The organism is Martinezella tropici (genome assembly GCF_008370325.1).
Taxonomy (GTDB): domain Bacteria; phylum Pseudomonadota; class Alphaproteobacteria; order Rhizobiales; family Rhizobiaceae; genus Rhizobium; species Rhizobium tropici_B.
The window spans coordinates 72,630-96,360 of record NZ_VNIP01000016.1; the positions used below are offsets into that span (position 1 = coordinate 72,630).

Here is a 23,731-nt window from a genome sequence, read left to right on the forward strand (position 1 = left end):
GCTAACCATCGTCTTCGGCCGCCTACATCCTCAGTCTGCTGCTGATCCTACTGGCAGCTGGACAGCTCTCCGACAGATGCGGGCGGAAGCCCGTGCTGCTGCCGGGCCTCGCGGCGGCACTAAAAATGGGCTTCCGGCTCTGACCCCTTCAACTGCAACTGGATGCTGAAGAGGAGCGCTCCGATTCTGTTCCCATCAAGTGCTGAGCTGGCCGTTTCTGCGAAGGTTTCTGCTCGAGGTATCGCGCTCTTCAAAGAGGCGTGCAACCTCTGCCATATTTTCTGTGCCCCATGAGCAGAGTGGAACCAGCGCTTCAGCCAAGCTGCGGCCCAATGGCGTGAGACTGTAGTCTACCCGTGGCGGAATTTCCTTGTAATCGGTCCGCTTCACGAGACCGTCTGCCTCGAGCTCCTTAAGCTGCTGTATCAACATTTTATCGCTGACGTCTCGCACTGCCCGCCGAAGCGCGCCGTACCGGGTGGGGCCGTCTTGAGCCACGAAGTATAAGATCAGCGGTTTCCACTTGCCGGAAATGACGCGCAAAGTCGCATCGAGGCCGCATGTAAAGCCTGGAAGCGTTGAGGGATTGATCTCGGTTGGCGGCAGGGTTTCCTCTGGCGGCACCGTCGGGCCGACGTGATCGGATGACATTCTATGCACTTACCAAAAGGTGCATACTTGTCAATAGGGATGTAAGTCGCCAGCTTCGTATGGTCTCAATGAAGGAGCAATCATATGAGCAGACTGCAAGGTAAGACAGCGGTGGTAACAGGCGGTGGAAGCGGCATCGGGCTTGGTGCTGCCAGGCGATTTATCGACGAAGGAGCATTCGTATACATCTTTGGCAGAAGGCAGGAGACGCTTGACGCCGCGATCACGCAATTGGGTTCGTCGGCCCGCGCCGTGCAAGGCTCGGTAACCAATCCACACGACCTCGACCGGCTGTACGAGACGGTGAAAGAGGAACGTGGAAGGCTCGACATATTACTTGCCAATGCCGGGACCGGGTCATTCGCGGCTCTTGGAAACATCACGCTCGAACATTACGATCAGACGTTCGACCTGAATGTGAAAGGTCTGGTGTTTACGGTGCAGAAGGCTCTGCCGCTCATGGGGCAGGGCGCTTCGATCATCTTGACCGGTTCGAGCACGGGTGTGATGGGCACGGCGGCGTTCAGCATCTACAGCGCCACGAAGGCAGCGGTTCGCAACCTTGCCCGCAGTTGGGCACTCGACCTTCGCGGCAGCGGTATCCGCGTCAATGTGATGTCACCGGGGCCGATCACAACAGAACTGGCGCTTGAGGTCCTGGGTGATGAAGGAATGAATGCCATAGGCGCCACGACAGTGCTGGGTCGCATGGGCGACCCGTCCGAGACGGGCGCGGTGGCTGCATTCTTGGCTTCTTCGGACAGCAGCTTCATGACCGGCGGCGAAGTTTTTGTCGATGGAGGCTTGGCACAAGTCTGACACGCTTTAACGCAAAGCGTGAGGGCTTATGATCTGGAACAAGAAGCCCTCACGGCAAGGTTTAGGATTGGCATTCGCAGCCGCTCGTCATGCCCTGTGGCAACCTTTTCAATGCGCGAGCCCAGGTCGGAGAATCGTATCGACGAGACGCGGGTATTCGTTCAAGAGCATCCACCGTCGATGTGCTGGTGACGCTAACTTGATCATCGCGGAGGCTACAGACGCGCCATTGCCTCATCTCGGCAGGTCGCCCCACCTAAGTCATTACGACCAAAACGTAAGCTCACGTGCGTGTGGTTAAGGTTGAGAGCTGATCGGTGTCGTAGCGGCTTCGCAGATTGGCGAGGGCTTCTGGATCCGGGGCGCCCTGCGCGGCAAGCTTCGCTAGCTCCTCGAAATAGTGCTCATGGCCGGGCGGTGAGACCGTCATCAACACACGGGCAGGTTTCTCGCTGACATTGGTAATGTTGTGCGTCACGCCTGGCGGGATGAACAGGTAAGTTCCGGGCGTCGCGCGGACAATCCTGTCGCCGACATGCCACTCACATTCGCCTTCGAGCAAGTAGAAGGTTTCCTCTTGTACCCGGTGGACGTGGCGCCCCGTGGCGAACCCTGCGGGAATCGTCCAGTCGAACATGCTGGTGTGCCTGGTATTTTCGCCGGTGACGAGAAAGTGCATGGGGTGACCGCGCAATATCACTCCGTTCTTCTCATCGGGCATGCGGACAATGGTTGCGGCGCTCATTTGATCCTCCATTGACAATGGGTCTGCTGCTGTAAACATCGTCGTAAGATCGGCGCTCGGTGCCGAAAAGTCGTGAATCCGTTGCTAAAAATCTGCTAAAAGTGGTGAATGACGAGTGGGAGCGAAATCTACCAGTTCGGCCCGTTCCGCCTCGACCCCGCGGTGGGTATTTTGTATCGAGGGGACGAACCAACCATGCTTGGGCGTCGCGCCGTCGTGCTGCTGTGCCGGCTGCTCGAAAATGCCAGGGCACCCGTGTCGAAAGACGTGCTGGTCGAGGCAGGTTGGGGCGGATTGGCGGTCGCCGACAACAATCTGACGGTTCAAATTGCAGCCTTGCGCAGGGTGCTGGCGGAGGCGGATGCCGAAAGATGGATCGAAACGATGCCGCGGCGCGGCTATCGCTATGTCGGGCCGCCGGCAGTTGTCACGAACGTTCGCGATGTTCCGGCTAGCGCCGCGTCAGCCCTCGCACTTCCCGAGAAGCCCTCGGTTGCTGTTCTGCCTTTTTTGAACCTGAGCGGCGATCCTGAGCAGGACTATTTCGCTGATGGAATAGTCGACGAGATTATCACCGGCCTTGCACGCATTAAGTGGCTGTTCGTCATCGCGCGAAATTCCAGCTTTGCCTATAAGGGGCGCATTACGGATGTGAAACAGGTGGGCCGCGAGCTTGGGGTGCGTTATGTGCTGGAAGGCAGCGTGCGCAGATCTGGCGGCAGCGTGCGGGTGATTGGGCAGATGATCGATGCATCGACCGGAGCCCATGTATGGGCCGAGCGTTATGATTGCAATTCGGCGGATATTTTTTCGCTTCAGGACGAGATTTCGCTCTCAGCGGTGGGTGCTATCGCGCCAAGCCTTCGAAAAGCGGAGTTTGAACGTGTCAAGCGGAAACGCCCTGAAAGCCTTGATGCCTACGATCTGGTGCTCCAGGCTCAGCCTGATGTTGATTCGGGCATGCCGGAGCAAGTCACGAGAGGACTGACGCTTCTTGAGCGTGCTATCGCACTCGAACCTGCTTATGCGCTGGCGCACGGCAATGCCGCCATGTGTCATCATTGTTTGTTTCTCCGCGCGGGCTTGCAGGAAGCCAACCGCACCGCTTCGATCCGCCACGCCCGTTTAGCGATCATCCACGGACAGGACGATGCGGCCGCATTAACATTAGCGGGATTTTCCTTGGGCATGGATGGGCACGACCGTGGCGCGGCTTTCACGGCGCTGGAAGCCGCGCTCGCCCTCAGTCCATCGTCAGCGCTGACCTACATCCTTGGCAGCGTCATTTTGGGATGGGGCGGAGATGCGGAACGGGCGATCGAATGGAGCGAGCGCGGCATGCGGCTCAGCCCATTCGATCCATGGACTTTCGCCGCTTTTGACGCGCAGGCGATGAGCCACTTGCTGCGCGGTCGATACGAGGACAGCTGTCGTGCCGCCTATAAGTCCGTTCAGGCCAATCCCGCGCATAGCATCACTTATGTGCAATTGGCTGCCGCGCTGGCCAAACTTGGCCGGTTTGAGGAAGCAATGGCGGCGGCCGCGCGCGTGCTTGAGCTTCAGCCTTCCTTTCGTTACGGCCGTCAGTTTGCAGGCGTTAATTGCGCGCCGGAGCTCGCATCAACACTCGGCAGCGCCCTACGTGACGCCGGATTGCCGGAGTAGCTCGCGTCTCAGACCTACCGCAGCCGCACGGAAGGCAAGGCGGATTTTATCAAGCATCTCATCCGTCCACGCCGCACGGAATGGCAGCAAGGCCTGCGATGTCGGGGGGCACGGTTTGCGAACTTGCTCAGCTGTTCGACATTTCAACCATGCCGATCTCTGCTGCGAAACCTTGGGCGCAAGACCAATCGAAAAGTTGAAAACAGTTCTCGGATTTGCGGGCTCGACCGTTAGGTTTGCCCATGCGCCTCAACAATAGATCGGCATATTGCAAGACCCGTACCCATTCCCGATTCCTTGCTCGTGAACATCGGATCGAAATCTTCGCGTAGAGGGAAAAACTGCTGTGGCGGAGGCGCCGCCTATCGCCGCAAGTGCGAAAACGGAGGCGATGATTAGAACCCACGGCGTCGTCGATTCCAGCATCGCCACCTCCGAGCGCGGCATTTAGGCGATCAAATGGTCCTTCGTCATCCTCGCGATCACGGCGGTGCTGCCGTTGATCGTCGTCTTCGCCTCTGGCTCTGGCGCACTTCTCGCCGACACTATCCACAACATCGGAGATGCCACGACCGCGATCCCTCTGTGGATCGCGTTCGTGCCGGTGCGGCATCCGCCAACAGCGTACGAGATGTCATCGAAATCTTTGGTGTAGTTCTTGAGGGATTTGTACGGAGCCTTCTGGTTGGCCGTGCGCGGATTAAAATCGACAAGATGCCGTGATCCAAAAGCCCCTATTCCGGGGCTTTTGGCGATCTTTGTAGAATCACGTCGCACGTTCCGCGGCACGTGGCCGCCATTTGATCAGACGAGCCTCGACGAAATCCAGGACGAGATCGATCAGTAGGACGAACACGGCAAGGATGAAGATCCCTGCGAAGACGCCGACGGCATCAAAGTTCCCTTCAGCCTGCGCGATAAGGTATCCCAGGCCGGCCGATGCACCCAGATATTCACCGATGATCGCACCGACGACCGCAAATCCCACGGACGTTCGCAACGATGAAAGGATCCAGCTCGCGGCAGCCGGAAAATAGACGTGCCGCAGGAGTTCGGACCTCGTCGCACCGAGGATGCGAGCGTTCGACAGCACCACCGGATTGACTTCGCGTACACCCTGCATCGCGTTGAAAAAGGTCACAAAAAACACAAGCGTGACGGCGAGGGCCACCTTGGACCACAGACCCAACCCGAGCCAAAGAACGAAGATCGGGGCAAGAACCACGCGGGGAATGGCGTTCAACCCTTTGATGAACGGATCGAGGATGCGAGCGGCTGAGCGCGACAGGCCGAGCCACACCCCCGCGGCAACGCCAAGGCCGGTGCCGATGACGTAGCCGAGTACCGTTTCCGTTAGGGTGATGGTCACATGCTTGAAAAACCCTGGATCAGTAACCCAGCCGAACACCTGCTTCAGAATATCGACAGGAGAGGGAAAGAAGAAGACATCGACCACGCCCAGGTTCACGCCGATTTCCCATCCGCCGACGATGATCAGCAGCAATGCCAGTTGCGTAAGTCTTTCAGTCATGGCGTTCATAGCTCTTCTCCACTTCTCCGCGCAGGGAAGCCCAAATATTGCGATACAGCTCGGTAAAACGGGGATCGAGCTTGATTTCGGCGACATCGCGGGGCCGCTCCAGGTCGACTGGGAAACTGTCGATTACCCGAGACCGGGGACCCGCGGCCAGAACCACGACGCGATCCCCCAAAGCAATTGCTTCCTCGAGATCATGCGTAATCAGAACGACAGCCCGCTGCTCTTCCTGCCACAGTCGAAGCAGCTCATTTTGCATCAAATGCCGGGTATGAATGTCCAGGGCGGAGAAAGGTTCGTCCATGAGGATGACTTTCGGCCCGGTTATCAGCGCCTGAGCCATCTGCACTCGTTTGCGCTGGCCGCCCGAAAGCTGGTGCGGATAGCGGTCTTCGAAGCCTTTGAGGCCGACCTTCGCCAGCCATTTTAGAGCCTGTTCTCGGCGCTCGCGGGCGCCAACGCTCTGGAACAATGGACCTAGTTCCACATTTTCGATCGCGGTTTTCCAAGGAAGTAGCGCATCCTGTTGAAACAGATACCCGATGTTGTTCTGGATACCGGAGACCAACGCCCCATCGATGGAAACCGACCCTTCTGCCGGCTTCAAAAGCCCTGCGATCGCATTCAGGATCGTACTTTTGCCGCAGCCAGTCGGCCCGACGATTGCGACGAATTCACCATCGGCCACTGCTAGATTCACATCCTGGACGGCGACGAAGGAGCCGAAGGACATGGTGACATTTTTGATCGCCACCATCGCTTTGGGCGACGCCGCTGCATGAGGTGTCTGTGTTGCCGGTTTCAAGGCTGTCACGGACATCTTAACCTCCCTTAGTTCGATGCCGTCGCCGGCACCTTAGCTACAAATTCGTTGGTATAGGTCTTGGAAAGGTCGATCTTGGCGGCTTTGACCTTGTCGTTGAACGACGTCAGAACATCGAGAGGCGTCTTGATATCGTCTTCGCTCAGCAGCCCATCCGTGGAAAAGATCTGTCGAGCATTTTCGACTGCCTTGATGTAGGTGTCTTTGTCCCCCGAAATGAATTCAGGCGGAAGCTTTTCGACGATCTCTGCGGCGCTGTGCGTCTTCATCCACTGAAGCGCCTTTACCGTTGCGTTCGTGAGCTTCTGAATGGTCTCCGGATTTTTGGAGATGTAATCCTGCGTGGCGTAAAGCACCGATGTCGGATAGATGCCGCCATAGATTTCCTTAGCGCCGTCGTCGTTACGGGCATCGATCAGGATCTTTCCGACACCCTTCTCGACAACGAACGTCGCCGCGGGATCGTAATTTACAAGCAGATCGATCTTGCCCTGCTGAAGAGCTGCGACAGCAGCCGAGCCCGAGCCGACGCCGATGATCGAAACGTCGTTCGCTGTGAGCTTATGCCGCTGAAGATAGTAGCGAACAAAGAAATCCGAGGACGATCCGGGAGCGGTGATTCCGATCTTGGCGCCCTTGATGGTTTCCGGCTTTTTCGGATCGAATTTCGCGTCTTTGCCGCCGGCCAGCACGAGCCCGGAATTGCGTCCAAGCTCCACGAACGCGACGACATTCTTGTTCTGCGACTGCATTTGAATCGTATGGTCATAAAAGCCGACAGCGACATCGGTCGAGCCCGCAACCAGAGCCTGCAAGGTCTTTGATCCACCGGATGCGAAGTTTTCGACGGTGACCTCCAGCCCTTCCTTTTCATAGAGGCCCAAACCCTGCGCGACAGGAAAAGGCAGGTTGTTGAGGTTGTAGGAACCCATGCTAATGCGAACAGGTTCAGCGAAAGCTGCTCCGGACAGCGCTACCGTGGCAGCGAGTGCGAGAATAAGCTTTTTCATTCGATCTCCTCCATTTCGGCACCCTCCCGGCACCATAGGTTGATTGATTATGCGGCACAAACCAGCGCTTTGGCAGGTTTCGCGAAGACATGGCCCTCAAATAGCCTACGTGCGGTTCGAAGAATTCCGGCGACAAGCTTTCCATCCCGTAACTGCAACTTTACGTCCAGATGGCCGCTGGGATGTTCAATGGAAAGCACGACGGGCGGCGTCTGAACTCCGATAAGACGAGACGCGACGGTGTTTTCGCTTACGCACGCCGTTGCGATCCCGACCGCACCTGTCGTTGCCAGTGACGGATGGCATTCATTCGGCATGAAATATCGAACGCTCAACGCGCCGCCTTGTCGGGCAGGAGAAAGGAGAACCGGTTTTGGGGTGACTTGATTGCGAACATCACCCATTCCCATTTTCTCGCCGGCAAGGATACGAAGATCTTCCAGCCGCTCGATCAATGAACGGTTGCTGTTCATTTCCGCGGCACTCTCGTATCCGCTCACGCCAAGCGAGGCCGCTTCGATCAAGAGCATGGGCATCGCGCAATCGATACAGGTCACATCGATGCCGTCGATCGTCTCGATCGAATTGCCGCTTGGGAAAAGCTGGCCCGTTCGGGCACCTGCCGCGTCCTTGAACGTGAGCGCGATCGGAGCGGCGTGACCGGGTACACCGTCAATTTCTGCGTCACCGAGATAGGCTACGGCACCATTTGGGGTCGGAACCTCGGCTTCGATCATCTTGCCGGTGTTCACGTTGAAGATTTTAACGAGAGTGGTGTTACCGGAAACCGGCACAAGCCCTGCCTCTATCGCGAACGGCCCGACAGCCGCCAACATGTTTCCGCAATTGGGAGAGGTATCGACGATCTGCTGATCCACGCGAACTTGCGCGAACAGATAGTCCACTTCCGCGCCGGGCGCCGTTCCCGGGCCACAGATGGCAACTTTACTGGTCACAGGGTTTCCCCCTCCGATGCCATCGATCTGGAGAGGATGCCCCGAGCCCATTATGGACAAAAGCACTTGGTCCCGCTGGATAGGATCTTGCGGCAGGTCCGATGCCAAAAAAAACGGGCCTTTTGAGGTGCCGCCCCGCATCAACACACAGGGTATGGAGAGCAAGTCATTCATGCGTTTTCTCGTCGGATAATGTGATTGGCGTATTAATCAGCCTCGTTATTGCTATTATCGAATGAATGATTGATATGTGAAATGCTAAAATCGAGGCGATTGATACGAAATGAACATCAATTGTGAAATTCTTGACCTTAGAGCGTTCCTGGCCGTCGTGGAGCTGCAGGGCTTTCATCGCGCGGCCGATCAGTTGAACATGTCGCAACCGGCGCTGAGCCGGCGCATTCAAAAGCTTGAGCAGGCGATCGGCGCGCCGCTGCTGGAAAGGACGACGCGTCACGTCGCGGCGACAGCTCTTGGGACCGAGCTTGTTCCTCTGGTGCAGCGTATGCTCGAGGAGTTCGACGGTTCGCTGTTTTCGATGCGGGAACTGGGAGCCAAACGTGGGGGCTTGGTAACTATTGCATGTCTGCCAACGGCAGCCTTTTACTTCCTGCCTTCCGTCATTCGTCAATTCAATCAGGAGTATCCGAATATTCGGCTTCGGATTCTCGACCTTACCGCGACTGACGCACTGCAGGCCGTGGCACGGGGTGAGGTCGAGTTTGGGATCAATATCATGGGGAGTTCCGACAGCGATCTGGTCTTCGAGAGGCTGGCCGAGGATCCTTTCGTTCTGGCAGCCAAAAGGGACCACCCTTTGGCGGAAACGAAAGAGGTGAGGTGGCAGGACCTTGAACCTTACCCCCTTATTACCGTCCATCGCTCCAGCGCGAACAGGACACTCCTGGACGCCGCTCTGGCGAGGTCAAACATCAAGCTTAACTGGTTCTACGAAGTCACTCATCTCTCAACGTCGCTCGGTCTTGTGGAGGCTGGATTGGGAATTTCGGTGTTGCCGAAAATGGCGACACCGCAAGGGGAACACCCCTTCCTTATCACACGTCCAATTCGAAACCCGGAAATCACGCGCACCATCGGCGTCGTCCGGCGTCGCGGCGGGACCTTGTCGCCGGCCGCGGAGCATTTCATGCGCATGTTGATCGGTGCATGGACGCAAGCCTAAGGCTTGGCGAATGGGTGCACCTGACGATCATGCCATGATCTATCGTCAGCGATACGCACGGGGTTGCAGGGGCATCTGCCTCTACTGCAATCGACGAGTTGGTTCCGACGCTATGCGCGTTATGCGTGGGGGGCGGCAATTTCAACCCGAGTGGTGATATTTGGGGGCTATCATGAAGAGATATCGCGGGAAACGCCGATAGAACTCTGATGTCGCAGAAGAGGGCATGAACGTGATCGGCTGATGCCGTCACAAGCAGAAGATATAAGCCAACGCCGCGTTTCCGGGCGCTGGTTTTGTTTGCTGGTACATCGCAAGTCGGGTCAGCGCGCCCGCGGGTCGATAGGACGCATCGCGATGCGTCCACGCATGTTGGCGCCGGTTGTTCCGAACCGCGGTGGGCCACCCTTATCGCTTCGGCTCGGCTTGCCCGTTGCGAAATGCCGCTTCGCCTGCGTCCGATACCTCTGCCCATCGCGCACTGGGTGTCACCTCGGTCTCATAGTTGTCGTTCCAGTTCCACCATTTATACGGAGGGTCCTGCGGATAACCCGCCGGAGAATCCTCCCAGATTTCCTGCCGTCCAAGCGGGGTTAGGTCGAGATAGCTCCAAACGGTGCCCAATGCCTCGTCGCCGCGATTGTCGGTGAAATACGTGCGGTAGATCAGGCCGCCGTCGCGAATGAAGACATTGTGACCGTGCCATTCGTCGACCCCGAAATCCCGATCGAAGTCGTCTGTGATCGTGTACCAGGGGATGTGCTCCCATCCCATGCGCATCTTCAGTCGCGTAATATCGTCTTGTGATCCGCGAGACGCGTAGACGAGAGTGGTGTCACGTGCGTTCAGATGGACCAGATTGGAAACCTGATCCGCGCCAAGCGAACAGCCGCGGCAGGCATGATCGGGCCAACCGAAGACCCCAGGCTCGAAGAAGGCGCGATAGACGATCAGCTGTCGGCGCTCCGCGAAAAGATCAAGCAAGCTGGCTTTGCCGTCAGGCCCTTCAAACACATAGTCTTTTTCGATGGCCATCCATGGCATCCTCCGGCGTTCGGCGGCAAGCGCATCACGCGCCCTGACATGTGCCTTTTCCTTGATCAGCATCGCCTGCCGCGCCGTGCGCCATTCGCTGGCCGAAACGACGGGGGGATGATTCTGGAGTGTTTTGGTCAATTCGCTGTCGGTGTTCATGAGCTTCTCCTTTCACGCTGATTTGCCATTAGGAGCAGTGATCCCAACGGTCGCGATGGAAAAATTACCGCCGAATGACGAGAGGGCGGGAGTAACAATTCTGCCGGGATTCGCTTGAAGGACGGCTGACAAGAGAGGGCTCGCCTTTCCTCAATTGATACGCTATGCGTAGCATATGACAAAAGATCTCGATCAAGAAGCTCTCTTTCTGCTCCGCGCCGTCCTCGCGCTCGGGCGGCGCTTGCGCTCGGAACGCCCGGAAGGCGCGGTGACGCTGGCTGCAATCAGTCTTCTCGGAACGCTCGGTCGCCTTGGACCAACGCCGGCCGTGCAACTGGCCGCCGAGGAGCGCCTTCAGCCTCAATCTCTGACGCGGATCATTGCCGGTCTCGAACGCGACGGGCTGATCGAACGCCGGCGAGACCCGACCGACCAGCGAGCGTTGATCATCGCTCTGACGGAGAAGGGCAAGACCGTGTTCGCGGATGATTTGCGCGCGCGCCAGGCGTGGTTGCGCGACGCGATGCTGGGAGCGCTTTCAGAAGAGGAGCGCACGGCTTTGATCGCGGCCGCCGACATCATGCTCAAGCTGGCCTTCGACGGCCATGGCAAACGGGGGCTTCATGACTCGCTGGATCGATAATGCCGTCTTCTGGCACCTATATCCGCTCGGTTTCGTGGATGCTCCGCAGCACGCGGAAGCCGACGTTCGTCATCGTCTCGTCCACATCGTCGACTGGCTCGACTATGCGGTCGTGATGGGGGCATCAGGTCTCCTGTTGGGGCCGGTCTTTGCCTCATCGACGCACGGCTACGATACGATTGACCATTTTCGGATAGATCCTCGCCTGGGAGATGACGGGGATTTCGACCAGCTCATCTCAGAGGCGCGACCACGCGGATTGCAAGTCGTCCTCGATGGCGTCTTCAACCATGTCGGAAGGGACTTCCCGCTTCTCCGGGCAGCTCTTGAAAACGGCCCGACTTGCGTTGAAGCGGGCTGGTTCCGCTGGCTCGGCCGCGAGGATAGTGCAGGCGAGCCCGATTATGCGACCTTCGAAGGACACCGCGCCCTAGTCACGCTCAATCATGGGTCACCGGATGTCATCGCTTATGTGACGCGCGTGATGAACCACTGGCTGGACCGGGGCGCCTCCGGCTGGCGGCTCGATGCAGCCTACGCAGTACCCCGACCGTTCTGGAAGACGGTGCTGTCGGATGTGCGCCGAAACCATCCCGACGCCTACATATTCGGCGAGGTCATTCACGGCGACTACAAGGGGATTGTAGCGGACACGGGCGTCGACGCCGTGACGCAGTACGAATTGTGGAAAGCGATCTGGAGCGCGATCAACGACGGCAATCTGTTCGAGCTGCAATGGGCGCTCGAACGGCACAACGGTTTCCTCGAGCATTTCCAGCCGCTCACCTTCGTTGGAAACCATGACGTGACACGACTGGCGAGCCGGCTGACCGACGAACTGCACATTGCCCACGCCCTGGCGCTCCTGCTGACCATCGGCGGTACGCCAACCATCTACGCGGGGGATGAACAGGCATTTCGAGGTATCAAGGAAAACCGGGCGGGCGGCGATGATGCGATCCGACCTGCCTTTCCCGCGACGCCGGAGCAGCTAGCCCCGTTCGGCTGGCCAACTTACCGACTTCATCAGCAACTCATCGGACTTCGCCGTCGCCACCCCTGGCTTTTCAAAGCCAGAAGCCGGAAGATTCATCTCACAAAGCGGGAGGCCGTCTGGGCCATGGAAGCGGGCGACAACAGTCTTCTCGTCGCGCTCAATCTCAATGACAGGGAGACAATACTCCCTGCGCCGGGTGGCGGTGATGTATTGGCCGGAGCTGCTGAGGTGAGGAAGGCCTACCCCGATCGCGCAATATCGGTCCGACTGGCACCGCACGGATGGGCCGTGCTCGGCCCTTCGAGGCACACCTGAAAGCTATATCGAGCGGACCTGCCAGCAGCCCTAGCCCGAGAGGCTCGGTGTCGCACAGGATGTCTACGCGCCGATCAGGGAAACGCTCGCGAAGCATATCGAGAAATGGATCGTGATGGATTGGGATTTGTCCGGTTCCAATAGGCTCGAAAGCCGAGACGGATCCGACAGGCGCATTTCGTTCGCATCTACGAGAGCTGGCGCAGGAAATCGGTGCTCGTTTGACGTCGCGGCGACACGGCCGATAATCATACCTGATTCTTGCAATTCCAGCTTCCGCGCATTAAATGTGGTTACGTAGCCACAATGTTGGGCCGCGAATGTTGGAGCTTGTCATGACCGTCACCACGCTTTCAGGCCGTGAACTCAATCAGGATCTTGGCCGTGCGAAGCGCGCTGCCAAGGACGGCCCTGTCATCATCACTGACAGGGGCCGGCCCGCGCATGTCCTCCTGTCGTTCGACGAATACAAGCGTCTTACCGGTAAGATGCGGACGCTCGGTGATATGCTCGCCGCACCGGGAGCGGAAGACGTTGACTTGCCGCTGCCGCAGCGCACGGAACATGCCAAGCCGGTCGACCTGTCCTGATGCTGTTGCTCGATACCAATGTTGTGTCCGAGCTGCGCAAGGTCGCGGGCGGCAAGGCTGATCCCAATGTCGTAGTGTGGAACGAAACCGTTGATCCGGCCGAAACCTTCATTTCGTCTGTGGTTTTGCACGAGCTGGAAATTGGCGTCCGGCTCGCGGAGCACAGTGATACTGTCGCAGGGAAGGTCCTGCGCAACTGGCTGGAAAATACGGTCCTCAAGACATTTTCTGGCCGCATCCTGCCGCTGGACGAAGCGGCAGCCGTTCAAGCGGCGAAATGGCATGTCCCCAATCCCAAGCCGATCAATGACGCCTATATCGCGGCGATAGCCTTCACCCGGCGCATGACACTGGTCACGCGAAACGTCAAAGATTTCGAAGGCATGAGAGTGGCGCTGGTGAATCCGTGGGAAAGGCCAGCATAGCGATGGCTGTTTTCTGTGTCATGCAGCTTTTCAATCATCAGACACACCATCGAGGTCAGGTCCACGCGATGCTGACGGCAGCGGGCGCAGAACCAGAGCCGACTGATCTTCAAATGCTGGAATAGATTGCCTGTTTTCCCAAGCTGGGCAGGTTCCTGACCCGAAAAGATTATGAGCTGCTCGCATGGTCAATGTAGGTTTCTGCCCAGGCTGAGTATCGGACAGGCGGCCTGTGAAGAAATTCAGCCGCGCGGTTTGAACAGAGCAATGATAATTGTCCACGGATATCATCGATCCTCAGTCCGCCGCGAAAAGAAATGTGAGGGCGTTGCGATAAGGAATCCATGCAAGCCAGAACGCTTGGTGGATCGGCCAGAGACCTAAGGTGCGCGAATACCCCTCTGTATAGCAAATTTACAAAGTTCAAAAACAAAAGGTAGACGACGGAGGTCGGCTTGTGTATTACACGGTAATCGATACTTTGTTTGCCGATATTTGTTTGGCTGCGCTTAGCGCCTCTTGATCAACTTCCCTTTCAAAAGTCGAAACACCGCCGTGCGTCGCCCGGCGGGACATTATTTTTTGCTATGAAAGGGTTCGTTATGACCACTGGCACAGTTAAATGGTTCAACGCCGCAAAGGGTTTTGGTTTCATCCAGCCTGACGACGGCAGCGCCGACGTTTTCGTCCACATTTCTGCCGTCGAGCGCGCTGGAATGAACTCGATCGCTGAAGGCCAGAAGCTCGGATTCGAGCTGGAGCGCGATCGCAAGTCCGGCAAGATGTCCGCCGGCCAGCTTCAAGCTGCTTAAAGCTCTTATAGCCGCCACGACCACGGATGTACTGGCGTGGCTGGCAGGAGCATTTGGAGGCCAGACAGATGTCTGGCCTTTTTTCATTCGATACGATCTCGCCTGGCAATCGCGCGGTTTGCAGCAAGGCCGTGTCGTGCAGGCCTTTTGCGCCAGAAGGACAATCTATTGAGACATCCGAACGACAACAGCTTCGCCGAACGCCGCAAGACTGCGGATAATGCCAAGCGGCAGCTTTTGACGAAATTTGCATCTGCGCCAAAACCGACCGATCCCGCCATGCAGCAACGTTCTGCCGCCCGCGCGGCAATCACCGTGGCGAGAGCGGCTCGCCGGGCTGAACGCGAGGCTCAGAAAGCTGCGGAAAACGAGCGTCTGCTACAAGAAGCCGCAATGTTGGCAGCGGCCGCTGAGGCGCACCAAAAGGCGGAAGCTCACGCTCGGGAAGTGGAACGCAACAATCGCCTTTTGCAGGTCGCGGCTGATGAGGCCGAACGTAAGGCCGAGCGGGATCGCCGCTATGCGGCCCGCAAGGCACGTCAGGGCTGAGAAGCGCGGCCTATATCAGACTGGCCTGCTCGGCGCCGACATTAGCGGCCACGCAGGCGGCGTCAGGCTGGAAGGGATATCATCCATGAATGTTCATGCCCATGCGACTGAAGCGAGCTTTGACGATGATGCCGGTGCTTGGCTAAAAATTCTCGCGACATACAGACAGCCTCACATGCGGCGCAGCGTGTTCGAGCTGATCATCACGCTCGTACCATTCGCGCTCTTCTGGAGTGGGGCCTGTATCTCGGTCGCTCAGGGTTTCTGGCCGGGACTTGTCCTGGTTTTGCCGGCTGCTGGTTTCCTGCTCAGGCTCTTCATGATCCAGCACGACTGCGGACACGGATCTTTTTTTGCGCGGCGAGGGGTCGATACCTGGACAGGGCGTATGCTCGGCGTCCTGACCCTGACACCCTATGATTACTGGCGACGCGCGCACGCGGCCCATCATGCTTCGGCCGGCAATCTCGACGAGCGAGGCGTGGGCGACATTTCCACGCTCACCATTTCCGAATATAGCTCTCTCTCCCGATCCGGGCGTCTTGCCTACCGTTTGTATCGCCACCCATTGGTCATGTTCGGCATCGGGCCTGCCTGGCTCTTTCTCTTCAAGCAGCGTCTGCCTTTCGGGATGATGAACGCGGGCGCGTTGCCGTGGATTTCCACGATGGCCACCAATGTGGCGATCGCGATCCTGACCGTCATGATGGTTCTGCTTGTTGGACCGGTACCCTTTGTGATCGTCCATCTGCCGGTCGTGCTTCTCGCAGGGGCAGCAGGTGTCTGGCTCTTCTATATCCAGCACCAGTTTGAAGAAACCCATTGGTCGCGGACCGGAGAATGGAAATTTCCCGAAGCCGCCCTCCACGGTGCATCCCACTACGATCTGCCGCCGGTGCTCCGATGGCTGACGGGCAATATCGGCCTCCATCACATACACCATCTTGCAAGCAGGATTCCCTACTACCGGCTGACGGAAGTGCTGCGTGACCATCCGGAACTGGCCGATGTCGGCCGGGTCACCCTGCGGCAGAGCCTCCGCTGCATCCGGCTCGTTCTTTGGGATGAAAAGAGCGGCAGGCTCGTTTCCTTCCGCGATGCTGCGCAGGCAAAAACACATGAATGACCTTCAACAATGAGGGCCGCTGCAAACTTACCCGTGTTTAGGATCGAAATTTGAATATGAGCGCGAAGACCACCACCAACGCAATCCCTTTGAGCATCACCCTCACCCCGACCGAGATCAGAGCCTTGAAGCTGGCAAGAGATGGCGACCTTTATCCTCAGGATGCGAAGAGGTGGACGCACCTCAATGCCACCGTCACCTATGCAAGATCCGACCGCTTCAAGGAGCGCCCGATTAAGGTGAAGGTCGTAACGACGACAACCTTGGAGCAACTGCGGGACTACGGGCTTCTACGAAGCCTCGACGCCGAAATTGGTTCCTCAGAACCGGCTCATGCCATAACGATGGCCGGCAAGATGTGGCTGCTGAAACACAAGTGACACTGGACGCAGACGGCAGAACCATTCTCTTTCCGTCGACCTCAGGAATGTTTATTTGATGAATCCCATATCCCCAACACCCGACTTTGACTGTCAGACATGCGGCGCTTGCTGCGCGTATTCATCTGACTGGCCTAGGTTCACCACTGAAAGCGATGCTGCTCTCGAGTTGGTTCCAGCCCGCTTCGTCGCCGAAGATCAACGAGGGATGCGATGTGAGGGCTCACGCTGTTCTGCGCTTTCGGGCCGTGTCGGCTCGCGGACATCCTGTCTCGTCTATGATGTTCGGCCCGACGTTTGCCGGGCCTGTCTGCCGGGTGACGATGCATGTATGATCGCACGTGACGCGTTCCTGCTCGGCGCAGATCATGCCTCGAACCGAAATAGCAGAGCCTAGAGCAATTCCAGGAAAAGTGCGCAGCGGTTTTCCGGGAGGAATTGCGTAAAAACAGAAAGATAGGTTGTTTTCGCGATTCGAAGAAAAGCGGAGACGCTCTGGGTCCTGCCCGACAAGCGCGCTTTCTCCCACCGGCAAAGCACTCTAACCGGCTCAATTCAAACGCAATCGGAATCGAAAAACACCAAGCAAAGGAGCAATCTTGCGAGTAGATGTAAGAGATAATAACGTCGATCAGGCGCTTCGCGTTTTGAAAAAGAAAATGCAGCGCGAAGGCCTCTTTCGCGAAATGAAGGCCCGCAGTGCCTATGAGAAGCCCTCGGAGAAACGCGCGCGAGAGAAAGCCGATGCGATCCGACGGAGCCGCAAGCTCGCCCGCAAGCAGGCGCAGCGAGAAGGCCTTCTTCCTGCGCCAAAAAAGAAGACAATCGGAAGGGCGCGGTGAGCGCACTGCCATTGCTCGCTATCTGCCGACGCTCCGCACTCGATAGGATCTTCATCTGAGAGGTAATACATGACTGCGACAAAAGACCGTTTTTTCAAACCGGCCACAACCACCGCCGAAACGAAATTGGCGCAAACCGCCACCAACGCCCGCGACATCCTCGATGCCGAGGCTGCGATCAGGGCTAAGAAGACGGAGAGACTTCGTGCACTTCGTTTGTCTCAACCTGCGGCGGAAACCCCTGATAAGCCAAGCGGCGCCAAGCCGAGTTCCGCAAGAGGTCGCAAGGCGTAACAACCGCGAGCGCAAGCTGCCGGCTTTTAACCTGCAGCCAGCGCACCTATTTGGATGGCACCGCAGATGGCTGCCATCCCTCGTGCGACGATGAATGGCCTGTAGCGATTATCGAATATCAGCGTGAAATCTATCTGGCCTTCGCCGACCATATCAATGCGTTCGCCGCCAGTGGATGGCTGCCGTTTCTGACCTTCTTGCCGATGGGCGTGCCCCCATGCCTTGGGAGCTTGCCGAGTCATGCGTTCATGGTCGAGATTCCGATCAGACCTCGGGTTTAACGTCGGCCACCACTACCTGCCAGCCGCGGGCGACCGCGCCGGGCGAAGCCTAGCGAGACAAGTTGTGCCATGCTGCGGCTTCCCTGTCACGCGCTATCGCTTTCACAATATCCATGCCCATCCGTAGATCTTCCCGCGAAAGAGAAACCTTGTTGTTCATCGTTCCGCCGCCTCTGGAAAGGTGCCACGCGCACCCTGTACCAACAATTTCAGGTGCTCCGGATTCCTGACGCCCTGACGGAATAACTCTATCACTATTGCGGCGATGCGCTCGCCTTCTTCCGATTTGCGTGGGATGTCTGCCGCTGCCCGAATCTCATCGAAAACGCGCTGACAAAGTTGCAAATCGCGTGTATCCAGCGGCGCATCTGATCTTTTAATGATCGTCTGAACCATGGTGATCTCCGTTTGTAGAGCCCGCCCCAACACAGGATGGAGCGGGCCGCCTCAAGCACTAGAAGTCCATTCCTGCTCCGGCTGGCACCGCAGGCGCGGCCTCCTTCTTCGGCTTTTCCGCAATCATGGCTTCCGTCGTCACCAGGAGTCCGGCAACGGAGGCCGCATCCTCAAGAGCCGTACGCACGACCTTGGCTGGATCGATAACGCCTTGCGCGTAGAGATCGCCATATTCGCCGGTCTGCGCGTTCCAACCGAAGGAGAAGTCGCTCTTCTCTCTAAGCTTGCCAACGATGATCGAGCCTTCCGCACCGGCATTTTCGGCGATCTGGCGGACCGGCGCTTCTATCGCACGCCGCACGATGTCGACGCCGACCCGCTGGTCGCCGTTTTGTGTGGGCAGGCCATCGAGTGCCTTGATCGCGCGTAGAAGGGCTACACCCCCGCCCGGCAAGATGCCTTCCTCGACCGCCGCCCGGGTTGCATGCAGCGCATCATCGACCCGATCCTTCTTTTCCTTCACTTCGATTTCCGTCGAGCCGCCGACGCGGATAACGGCAACGCCGCCAGCGAGCTTGGCAAGACGTTCCTGCAGCTTCTCGCGGTCGTAGTCGGAGGTGGTTTCCTCGATCTGGGCCTTGATCTGGGCAACGCGGCTTTCGATGTCGGACTTTGAGCCGACGCCATCGATGATGGTGGTATTCTCCTTCTCGATCGCCACCTTCTTGGAACGGCCGAGCATGTCGAGGGTAACAGACTCGAGCTTGATGCCAAGGTCTTCCGAGATGACCGTGCCGCCCGTCAGGATGGCGATGTCTTCCAGCATGGCCTTGCGGCGGTCGCCGAAGCCAGGAGCCTTGACGGCAGCGATCTTCAGACCACCGCGCAGCTTGTTGACGACGAGCGTCGCAAGAGCTTCACCTTCGACGTCTTCAGCGATGATGAGGAGCGGCTTGCCAGTCTGAACGACAGCTTCGAGAACCGGAAGCATCGACTGCAGGTTCGAGAGCTTCTTTTCATGGATCAGGATATAGGGATCCTCGAACTCAACGCGCATCTTGTCGGCATTGGTGACGAAGTAGGGGCTGAGGTAGCCGCGGTCGAACTGCATGCCTTCGACGACTTCGAGTTCGGTTTCGGCGGTCTTGGCTTCTTCAACCGTGATGACGCCTTCGTTGCCGACTTTTTCCATTGCCTCGGCGAGATAGCGGCCGATCTCGGGATCGCCATTGGCGGAAATCGTGCCGACCTGAGCAATTTCCGAATTGTTGGTGATCTTGCGGGCGTTGGTTTTCAGTTCCCTGACGACTTCGGCAACGGCGAGATCGATGCCGCGCTTCAGGTCCATCGGGTTCATGCCGGAGGCGACCGCCTTGGCGCCTTCCTTGACGATTGCTTGCGCAAGAACGGTCGCGGTCGTGGTGCCGTCACCGGCGAGGTCGTTGGTCTTCGACGCGACTTCGCGCAGCATCTGGGCGCCCATGTTTTCGAACTTGTCTTCGAGTTCGATTTCCTTGGCGACGGTGACGCCGTCCTTGGTGATGCGCGGTGCGCCGAAGGACTTGTCGATAACGACGTTACGGCCCTTCGGGCCGAGCGTCACTTTTACCGCATTTGCCAATATATCGACCCCACGCAGCATGCGTTCACGGGCATCGATATTGAATTTAACCTCTTTCGCAGCCATTTCTTCACTCCTTCGATAGGCAGCTATTTTGACTGATGACGCTAATCACGCTTAGGCGGCCTGCTTCTGTTCGGTCTGGGGTTCGATGATACCCATGACATCGCTTTCCTTCATGATCAGCAGTTCCTCACCATTGATCTTGATCTCGGTGCCGGACCATTTGCCGAAGAGAATGCGATCGCCGACCTTGACGTCCAGCGCCTGGAGCTGACCGGCATCATTGCGCGAGCCCGGACCGGCGGCAATGACCTCGCCCTCCTGCGGCTTTTCCTTCGCGGTGTCGGGAATGATGATGCCGCCTCTGGTCTTCTCTTCGGAAACGACCCGGCGAACAAGGATGCGATCGTGAAGCGGTCGGAACGACATGTTTTCCTCCATGGACAACAATGTTGACATAGTTCCCCTCACCGGACCGGATGACCAGTCCGGGCGGGTGCAAAGCCTCGTTCGAGCGTTTTGCGCGCAATGATCTGGTTTCGCGATTTTCCCATTTCAAGAGGGGTGAAAGAAAAAATTAGCAGTCGGTGGCAGCGGCTGCTAACGCGCTGTAAAGGAACAGCAAACTAGTGTCATGTGTTAGAAAACAGCGCGCTGGGAGTGGCATCTGCGAAGGCTTTGTACATCATGATTGCGATGCATCCTTTGGGCGTCGGCTGCGTTTTCCTTGCAGCAATCGTACGGAACCCTTTCAATGATCAAGCGCGAACCGGCCGATACCGCCGGCACAGTGCGTCGCGACGAACAAGGACACTTCAAGGAGAGCGTTGATGTCGACCGATCGCTTGCCCGCCGACCGCCAGAGGGCCAAACATGATGCCCAAGCTCCGCGAAGGCGATCGCGCGACCGTAAGACGAAGCGCTGAGCTACGGTGAAGATCGCCTCCTACAACATCAACGGCATCAATGGTCGGCTCGACATCTTGCTCGAGTGGCTCGAAGAATCTCGGCCTGACGTCGCCTGTCTGCAGGAACTCAAGGCTCCGGATGAGAAGTTTCCGCGCCGCGCGCTTGAGAAGGCGGGCTATGGGGCGATTTGGCATGGCCAAAAAAGCTGGAACGGCGTCGCGATCCTCGCGCGCGATATCGATCCGATCGAGACACGCCGTCGCTTGCCTGGAAATCCGGACGATGTCCACAGCCGCTATATCGAAGCGGCAATCAACGGCATCCTCATCGGCTGCCTTTATCTTCCCAACGGCAATCCGGCACCCGGCCCGAAGTTCGACTATAAGCTCCGCTGGTTCGAGCGACTGCAGGGGTATGCGCGAGAGCTTCGCGATCTTGGCGTGCCAGCCGCGCTGGTGGGTGATTTCAACGTCATGCCCACGGATCTCGATGTCTATGCACCAGAGCGCTGGCGCGAGGACGCGCTGTTTCGGCCGGAGGTAAGAAAAGCCTTCGCGGATTTGGTTGCGCAGGGATGGACCGACGCGATCCGCGAGCTCTATCCCGATCGACGCATTTATACCTTCTGGAAGTATTTTCGGAACGCCTTCGCACGAGACGCAGGGCTGCGCATTGATCATTTCCTCCTCAGCACGCCCTTGGCGAAAGCCTTGGTCGCCGCGGGCGTCGATAAATCAATTCGCGCGTTGCCACACACCAGCGACCATGCACCGGTTTGGATTGAAATCGCGGTTTGACTCCATGCAAGCGAGTAGAGCGCTATCGATCCATGGAAAAGCGGCCGAGAGCGTTTATCCTGGCGTTGCGCTTCTCGGCTACAATCTCATTCGTCGTGGAGGCAAGTGATGTAATCCAGTACGTTTTCGTTGATCTCGGCAATTGCGAGGATCTGAAGCGAGTGCTCGACGACACACGGCAATATCTCGCCTATGGGCGCGGCCGGTATACTCCAGCGACCAAGTCTTCCTCGTCATCGCGCTGACGGCCGCCAAGTGCTGCGGCTGCTGATGCGATAAACGCACCGACTAATAGCGACAGAGAGCCGATCAGAGCGGTCGTTGCGCTTGTCTTCCTGGCTTTGTCAGCCGCTTCTTTCGCTGCCAGTTTAGCATCATCGATTTGCTTGAGCATCGCGTCGACGCGGTTACGGGCATCCGTCTCCGAAAGCCCGGTACGGGCGGAAACGATGGTGACGAGATAGGACTTGTCTCCGTCCGGTATCTGGCCGGTGGTTGCTCCGTACAGGAGAATTCGCGAGATTTCTGCCGCCCCTGCCCGATCGTCGGACGAAGCGCGGTCTGCTGCCTTTGCAGGCCGCAGCAGGGCGTCGGTGAAATAGGCAGCCGCGTCCGCGTTGTCTTTTTGTGTCGCTGAGGAGGCTGCATTAACCGCGGTTTGAGCGATTTGGCCTGCAGCATTGACAGACGCACCCGCCAACGAGGTTAACGAAGAGGCGAGGAAGCCTGCCACGAATACGGTCGCAAGTGCCCAGCTCAGGAAACCATGTGCCGTATCGCGAAAAAAGACCTCATCGGAGTGGATTTCGACCCATTTCGTGCGGAGGCGGCCGGTCAGGTAGCCTCCAATCGCTGATGACAGCCATTGAACGACCACCAGCCAGATGGCAGCGGTGAGACCAGCCGTAGTGGCCGAACTGCCTTGGCCTGACCATGGAGATACCATCGTCAGGCCGACGCCGGATCCAAGTAGCAGAAGGATGAGGGCGATGCCGGTTGCGGCAAGGGCGCCCCCGATGATGGGCGCCCAGACAAGGGCGGATTTGGACGATTCGACAGGGGTAGTCCCTGCGGGGGTACTTTCGACGGCGGAGGACATCGCTGCCTCCTATCGAGTGAAGAGAACAAGAAGAATGACGATCGGCAACGGAATGCCGAGAAGCCAGAGCAGAATACCTCGACCCATTTTGAAATCCTCCGGGCGTGAACTGATGTCAATTTCAACCGCGATCGAGGGCTTTTGTTCCAGAATTGGATGGTGCGTTATGCGGTTTGTTCAGTAACGCCGGCATGTTGCTTAATGCGCGAGGGATTCGAAGTCATCATGCGCTACGTTGCTGATCGGCACGCCGTGGACGAGACGTCTATGAGCGAGGAACAGTTAGAGGATTTTGCATCTGCCAAACGGAAGTTTAGCCTCCGCACGCCTGAGCCAGCTCCCGTGGAGAGGAACCGATGGGAGCCTCGGAAGTTTCTCTCCGAAGGAGACCGCTATGACTGAGGAAAAGAAGATCGTCGAGGTGAAGGTGATGACTGATAACGGCGATGAGGTGCCGATGGGCATCATGAACGCCAGCCAGGCGACGAAGCTTTCAGAGAATCTCGACGTCGTGGTCTCCCACCCGGACGGCGAAGTACGTGCTGCCGATGGCGCTGTCGACCGCGAAGAGTTGAAACCCTTGGCCGCTCGGGGCGCGGCAAATCGCGTGTTTCCGTCACCGACGACTAACGTCGAGGCGGAGCGTTTCGAAGAGGTGCAGACCATTGTCCGGGGCGTCCTGGACGATATCGTCGCTTCGGCTAACGAAGCAGGCTGGAGCACGCGCGAAATTATTTCCGCAATCCTGGAAGCAGGAAGGGTGCTCAAGAAAGCGGACGCGGCCGATCCTGATCCCGCCGACGATCCAGTCATCAGCGACGTCGTTCGCGAGCAGATCGGTCATGGCGAACAATATGATTAGACAACCGGTCAACGATCGCCCGGAACCCCGTGAACCCGGAACCATGTTTGTAAACTGACGTTCTTCAGCCTGATAAGGTTTGCTCGCTTGTGATCGCCGGTCGAGACCCGCGCCCTTGGTTTATCGACCGGACCACGGGCATTCAAAATAAGTGGCGCACCCGCCTGAGGCGGAACTTGCCGGAATGGCGGCCGTTATCTCACATCT

Annotated in this window: 27 protein-coding genes and 3 pseudogenes; 19 read left to right on the forward strand and 11 right to left on the reverse strand. The window is 57.8% G+C overall.

The annotated features are described in order from the left end of the window. Nucleotides 1–195 precede the first annotated feature (195 nt). Complete coding sequence (locus tag FP026_RS27675) at nt 196–651, reverse strand: winged helix-turn-helix transcriptional regulator (RefSeq protein ID WP_149637770.1); 456 nt, start codon at nt 649–651, stop codon at nt 196–198. An 84-nt stretch (nt 652–735) separates the two neighbouring features. On the opposite strand from FP026_RS27675, the gene FP026_RS27680 reads away from it, so the two are divergent. Further along, nucleotides 736–1,470, forward strand: coding sequence for an SDR family NAD(P)-dependent oxidoreductase (locus FP026_RS27680; RefSeq protein ID WP_149637771.1), 735 nt, complete (start codon nt 736–738; stop codon nt 1,468–1,470). Nucleotides 1,471–1,753: 283 nt separating this feature from the next. Here FP026_RS27680 and FP026_RS27685 read toward each other — a convergent pair whose 3' ends face one another. After that, nucleotides 1,754–2,215, reverse strand: coding sequence for a cupin domain-containing protein (locus FP026_RS27685; protein WP_149637772.1), 462 nt, complete (start codon nt 2,213–2,215; stop codon nt 1,754–1,756). 108 nt (nt 2,216–2,323) lie between these two features. Between FP026_RS27685 and FP026_RS27690 the strand changes: the two genes are divergently transcribed. Together FP026_RS27690 and FP026_RS30990 are read left to right on the forward strand one after the other, a co-directional pair. Beyond that, nucleotides 2,324–3,880, forward strand: a complete 1,557-nt coding sequence (locus FP026_RS27690) for a winged helix-turn-helix domain-containing tetratricopeptide repeat protein (RefSeq protein ID WP_149637773.1) — start codon at nt 2,324–2,326, stop codon at nt 3,878–3,880. A 400-nt stretch (nt 3,881–4,280) separates the two neighbouring features. After that, a pseudogene (locus FP026_RS30990) lies at nt 4,281–4,502 on the forward strand (cation transporter); the annotation flags it as partial. A gap of 144 nt (nt 4,503–4,646) precedes the next feature. On the opposite strand, the gene FP026_RS27700 reads toward FP026_RS30990, so the two are convergent. From FP026_RS27700 to FP026_RS27715, 4 genes are all read right to left on the reverse strand, one after another. Beyond that, entirely contained in the window at nt 4,647–5,420 is a 774-nt protein-coding gene (locus FP026_RS27700) for an ABC transporter permease (protein ID WP_149637774.1), read from the reverse strand. Continuing rightward, nucleotides 5,404–6,174, reverse strand: a complete 771-nt coding sequence (locus FP026_RS27705) for an ABC transporter ATP-binding protein (RefSeq protein ID WP_432444162.1) — start codon at nt 6,172–6,174, stop codon at nt 5,404–5,406. Before FP026_RS27705 ends, FP026_RS27700 begins: the two co-directional genes overlap by 17 nt. 74 nt (nt 6,175–6,248) lie before the next feature. Further along, nucleotides 6,249–7,250: an ABC transporter substrate-binding protein gene (locus tag FP026_RS27710; protein WP_149637776.1), complete on the reverse strand. Its 1,002-nt coding sequence runs from the start codon at nt 7,248–7,250 to the stop codon at nt 6,249–6,251. Nucleotides 7,251–7,297: 47 nt separating this feature from the next. Beyond that, on the reverse strand, nt 7,298–8,380 hold the full coding sequence (locus tag FP026_RS27715) for a 4-oxalomesaconate tautomerase (protein WP_149637777.1): 1,083 nt from the start codon (nt 8,378–8,380) through the stop codon (nt 7,298–7,300). A 109-nt stretch (nt 8,381–8,489) separates the two neighbouring features. Here FP026_RS27715 and FP026_RS27720 point away from each other — a divergent pair, with 109 nt between their 5' ends. After that, on the forward strand, nt 8,490–9,389 hold the full coding sequence (locus tag FP026_RS27720; protein WP_149637778.1) for a LysR family transcriptional regulator: 900 nt from the start codon (nt 8,490–8,492) through the stop codon (nt 9,387–9,389). Nucleotides 9,390–9,797: 408 nt separating this feature from the next. Here FP026_RS27720 and FP026_RS27725 read toward each other — a convergent pair whose 3' ends face one another. Next, on the reverse strand, nt 9,798–10,583 hold the full coding sequence (locus tag FP026_RS27725; protein ID WP_149637779.1) for a DUF899 domain-containing protein: 786 nt from the start codon (nt 10,581–10,583) through the stop codon (nt 9,798–9,800). A 175-nt stretch (nt 10,584–10,758) separates the two neighbouring features. Between FP026_RS27725 and FP026_RS27730 the strand changes: the two genes are divergently transcribed. From FP026_RS27730 to FP026_RS30685, 13 genes and pseudogenes are all read left to right on the forward strand, one after another. Next, nucleotides 10,759–11,226 (forward strand): MarR family winged helix-turn-helix transcriptional regulator, encoded by a 468-nt coding sequence (locus FP026_RS27730; protein ID WP_149637780.1) that lies wholly within the window; start codon nt 10,759–10,761, stop codon nt 11,224–11,226. Continuing rightward, nucleotides 11,207–12,538, forward strand: coding sequence for an alpha-amylase family glycosyl hydrolase (locus FP026_RS27735; protein WP_149637781.1), 1,332 nt, complete (start codon nt 11,207–11,209; stop codon nt 12,536–12,538). The genes FP026_RS27730 and FP026_RS27735 overlap by 20 nt, the downstream gene beginning before the upstream one ends. 335 nt (nt 12,539–12,873) lie before the next feature. Then, complete coding sequence (locus tag FP026_RS27740; RefSeq protein ID WP_034510174.1) at nt 12,874–13,128, forward strand: type II toxin-antitoxin system Phd/YefM family antitoxin; 255 nt, start codon at nt 12,874–12,876, stop codon at nt 13,126–13,128. Next, nucleotides 13,128–13,553, forward strand: a complete 426-nt coding sequence (locus tag FP026_RS27745) for a type II toxin-antitoxin system VapC family toxin (protein ID WP_149637782.1) — start codon at nt 13,128–13,130, stop codon at nt 13,551–13,553. Before FP026_RS27740 ends, FP026_RS27745 begins: the two co-directional genes overlap by 1 nt. Nucleotides 13,554–13,567: 14 nt before the next feature. Beyond that, nucleotides 13,568–13,678, forward strand: a pseudogene (locus FP026_RS27750) (DinB family protein); the annotation flags it as partial. A 477-nt stretch (nt 13,679–14,155) separates the two neighbouring features. Beyond that, a complete protein-coding gene (locus FP026_RS27755; protein WP_149637803.1) occupies nt 14,156–14,365 on the forward strand; it encodes a cold-shock protein in 210 nt (69 codons plus the stop codon). 168 nt (nt 14,366–14,533) lie between these two features. Continuing rightward, nucleotides 14,534–14,914, forward strand: a complete 381-nt coding sequence (locus FP026_RS27760; RefSeq protein ID WP_149637783.1) for a DUF6481 family protein — start codon at nt 14,534–14,536, stop codon at nt 14,912–14,914. Between the two features lie 85 nt (nt 14,915–14,999). Then, nucleotides 15,000–16,040: a fatty acid desaturase gene (locus FP026_RS27765; protein ID WP_149637804.1), complete on the forward strand. Its 1,041-nt coding sequence runs from the start codon at nt 15,000–15,002 to the stop codon at nt 16,038–16,040. Between the two features lie 56 nt (nt 16,041–16,096). Continuing rightward, a complete protein-coding gene (locus tag FP026_RS27770) occupies nt 16,097–16,420 on the forward strand; it encodes a hypothetical protein (protein ID WP_149637784.1) in 324 nt (107 codons plus the stop codon). Between the two features lie 58 nt (nt 16,421–16,478). Next, on the forward strand, nt 16,479–16,817 hold the full coding sequence (locus FP026_RS27775) for a YkgJ family cysteine cluster protein (RefSeq protein WP_432444159.1): 339 nt from the start codon (nt 16,479–16,481) through the stop codon (nt 16,815–16,817). Nucleotides 16,818–17,019: 202 nt separating this feature from the next. Next, entirely contained in the window at nt 17,020–17,262 is a 243-nt protein-coding gene (rpsU, locus tag FP026_RS27780; RefSeq protein WP_149637785.1) for a 30S ribosomal protein S21, read from the forward strand. Nucleotides 17,263–17,331: 69 nt separating this feature from the next. After that, on the forward strand, nt 17,332–17,556 hold the full coding sequence (locus tag FP026_RS27785; protein ID WP_149637786.1) for a hypothetical protein: 225 nt from the start codon (nt 17,332–17,334) through the stop codon (nt 17,554–17,556). 107 nt (nt 17,557–17,663) lie between these two features. Then, a pseudogene (locus FP026_RS30685) lies at nt 17,664–17,768 on the forward strand (ABC transporter permease); the annotation flags it as partial. A 225-nt stretch (nt 17,769–17,993) separates the two neighbouring features. Here the strand turns inward: FP026_RS30685 and FP026_RS27795 are convergent. From FP026_RS27795 to FP026_RS27805, 3 genes are read right to left on the reverse strand one after another with little or no spacing between them, the layout of a single operon-like run. Next, the gene (locus tag FP026_RS27795) at nt 17,994–18,233 is read right to left on the reverse strand and encodes a hypothetical protein (protein ID WP_149637787.1); all 240 of its coding nucleotides are present in this window, start codon (nt 18,231–18,233) and stop codon (nt 17,994–17,996) included. Between the two features lie 58 nt (nt 18,234–18,291). After that, nucleotides 18,292–19,920: a chaperonin GroEL gene (groL, locus tag FP026_RS27800; protein ID WP_149637788.1), complete on the reverse strand. Its 1,629-nt coding sequence runs from the start codon at nt 19,918–19,920 to the stop codon at nt 18,292–18,294. A 51-nt stretch (nt 19,921–19,971) separates the two neighbouring features. Then, nucleotides 19,972–20,286 carry a co-chaperone GroES gene (locus FP026_RS27805; RefSeq protein WP_149637789.1) on the reverse strand — a complete coding sequence of 105 codons (315 nt, stop codon included), beginning with the start codon at nt 20,284–20,286 and terminating at the stop codon, nt 19,972–19,974. Between the two features lie 503 nt (nt 20,287–20,789). Between FP026_RS27805 and xth the strand changes: the two genes are divergently transcribed. Next, the gene (gene xth, locus FP026_RS27810; RefSeq protein ID WP_149637790.1) at nt 20,790–21,563 is read left to right on the forward strand and encodes an exodeoxyribonuclease III; all 774 of its coding nucleotides are present in this window, start codon (nt 20,790–20,792) and stop codon (nt 21,561–21,563) included. Nucleotides 21,564–21,753: 190 nt separating this feature from the next. Here the strand turns inward: xth and FP026_RS27815 are convergent, their stop codons facing one another. Next, the gene (locus FP026_RS27815; protein WP_149637791.1) at nt 21,754–22,662 is read right to left on the reverse strand and encodes a hypothetical protein; all 909 of its coding nucleotides are present in this window, start codon (nt 22,660–22,662) and stop codon (nt 21,754–21,756) included. A 394-nt stretch (nt 22,663–23,056) separates the two neighbouring features. On the opposite strand from FP026_RS27815, the gene FP026_RS30995 reads away from it, so the two are divergent. Next, nucleotides 23,057–23,524: a hypothetical protein gene (locus FP026_RS30995; RefSeq protein ID WP_432444160.1), complete on the forward strand. Its 468-nt coding sequence runs from the start codon at nt 23,057–23,059 to the stop codon at nt 23,522–23,524. The last annotated feature ends 207 nt before the right edge of the window (nt 23,525–23,731 follow it).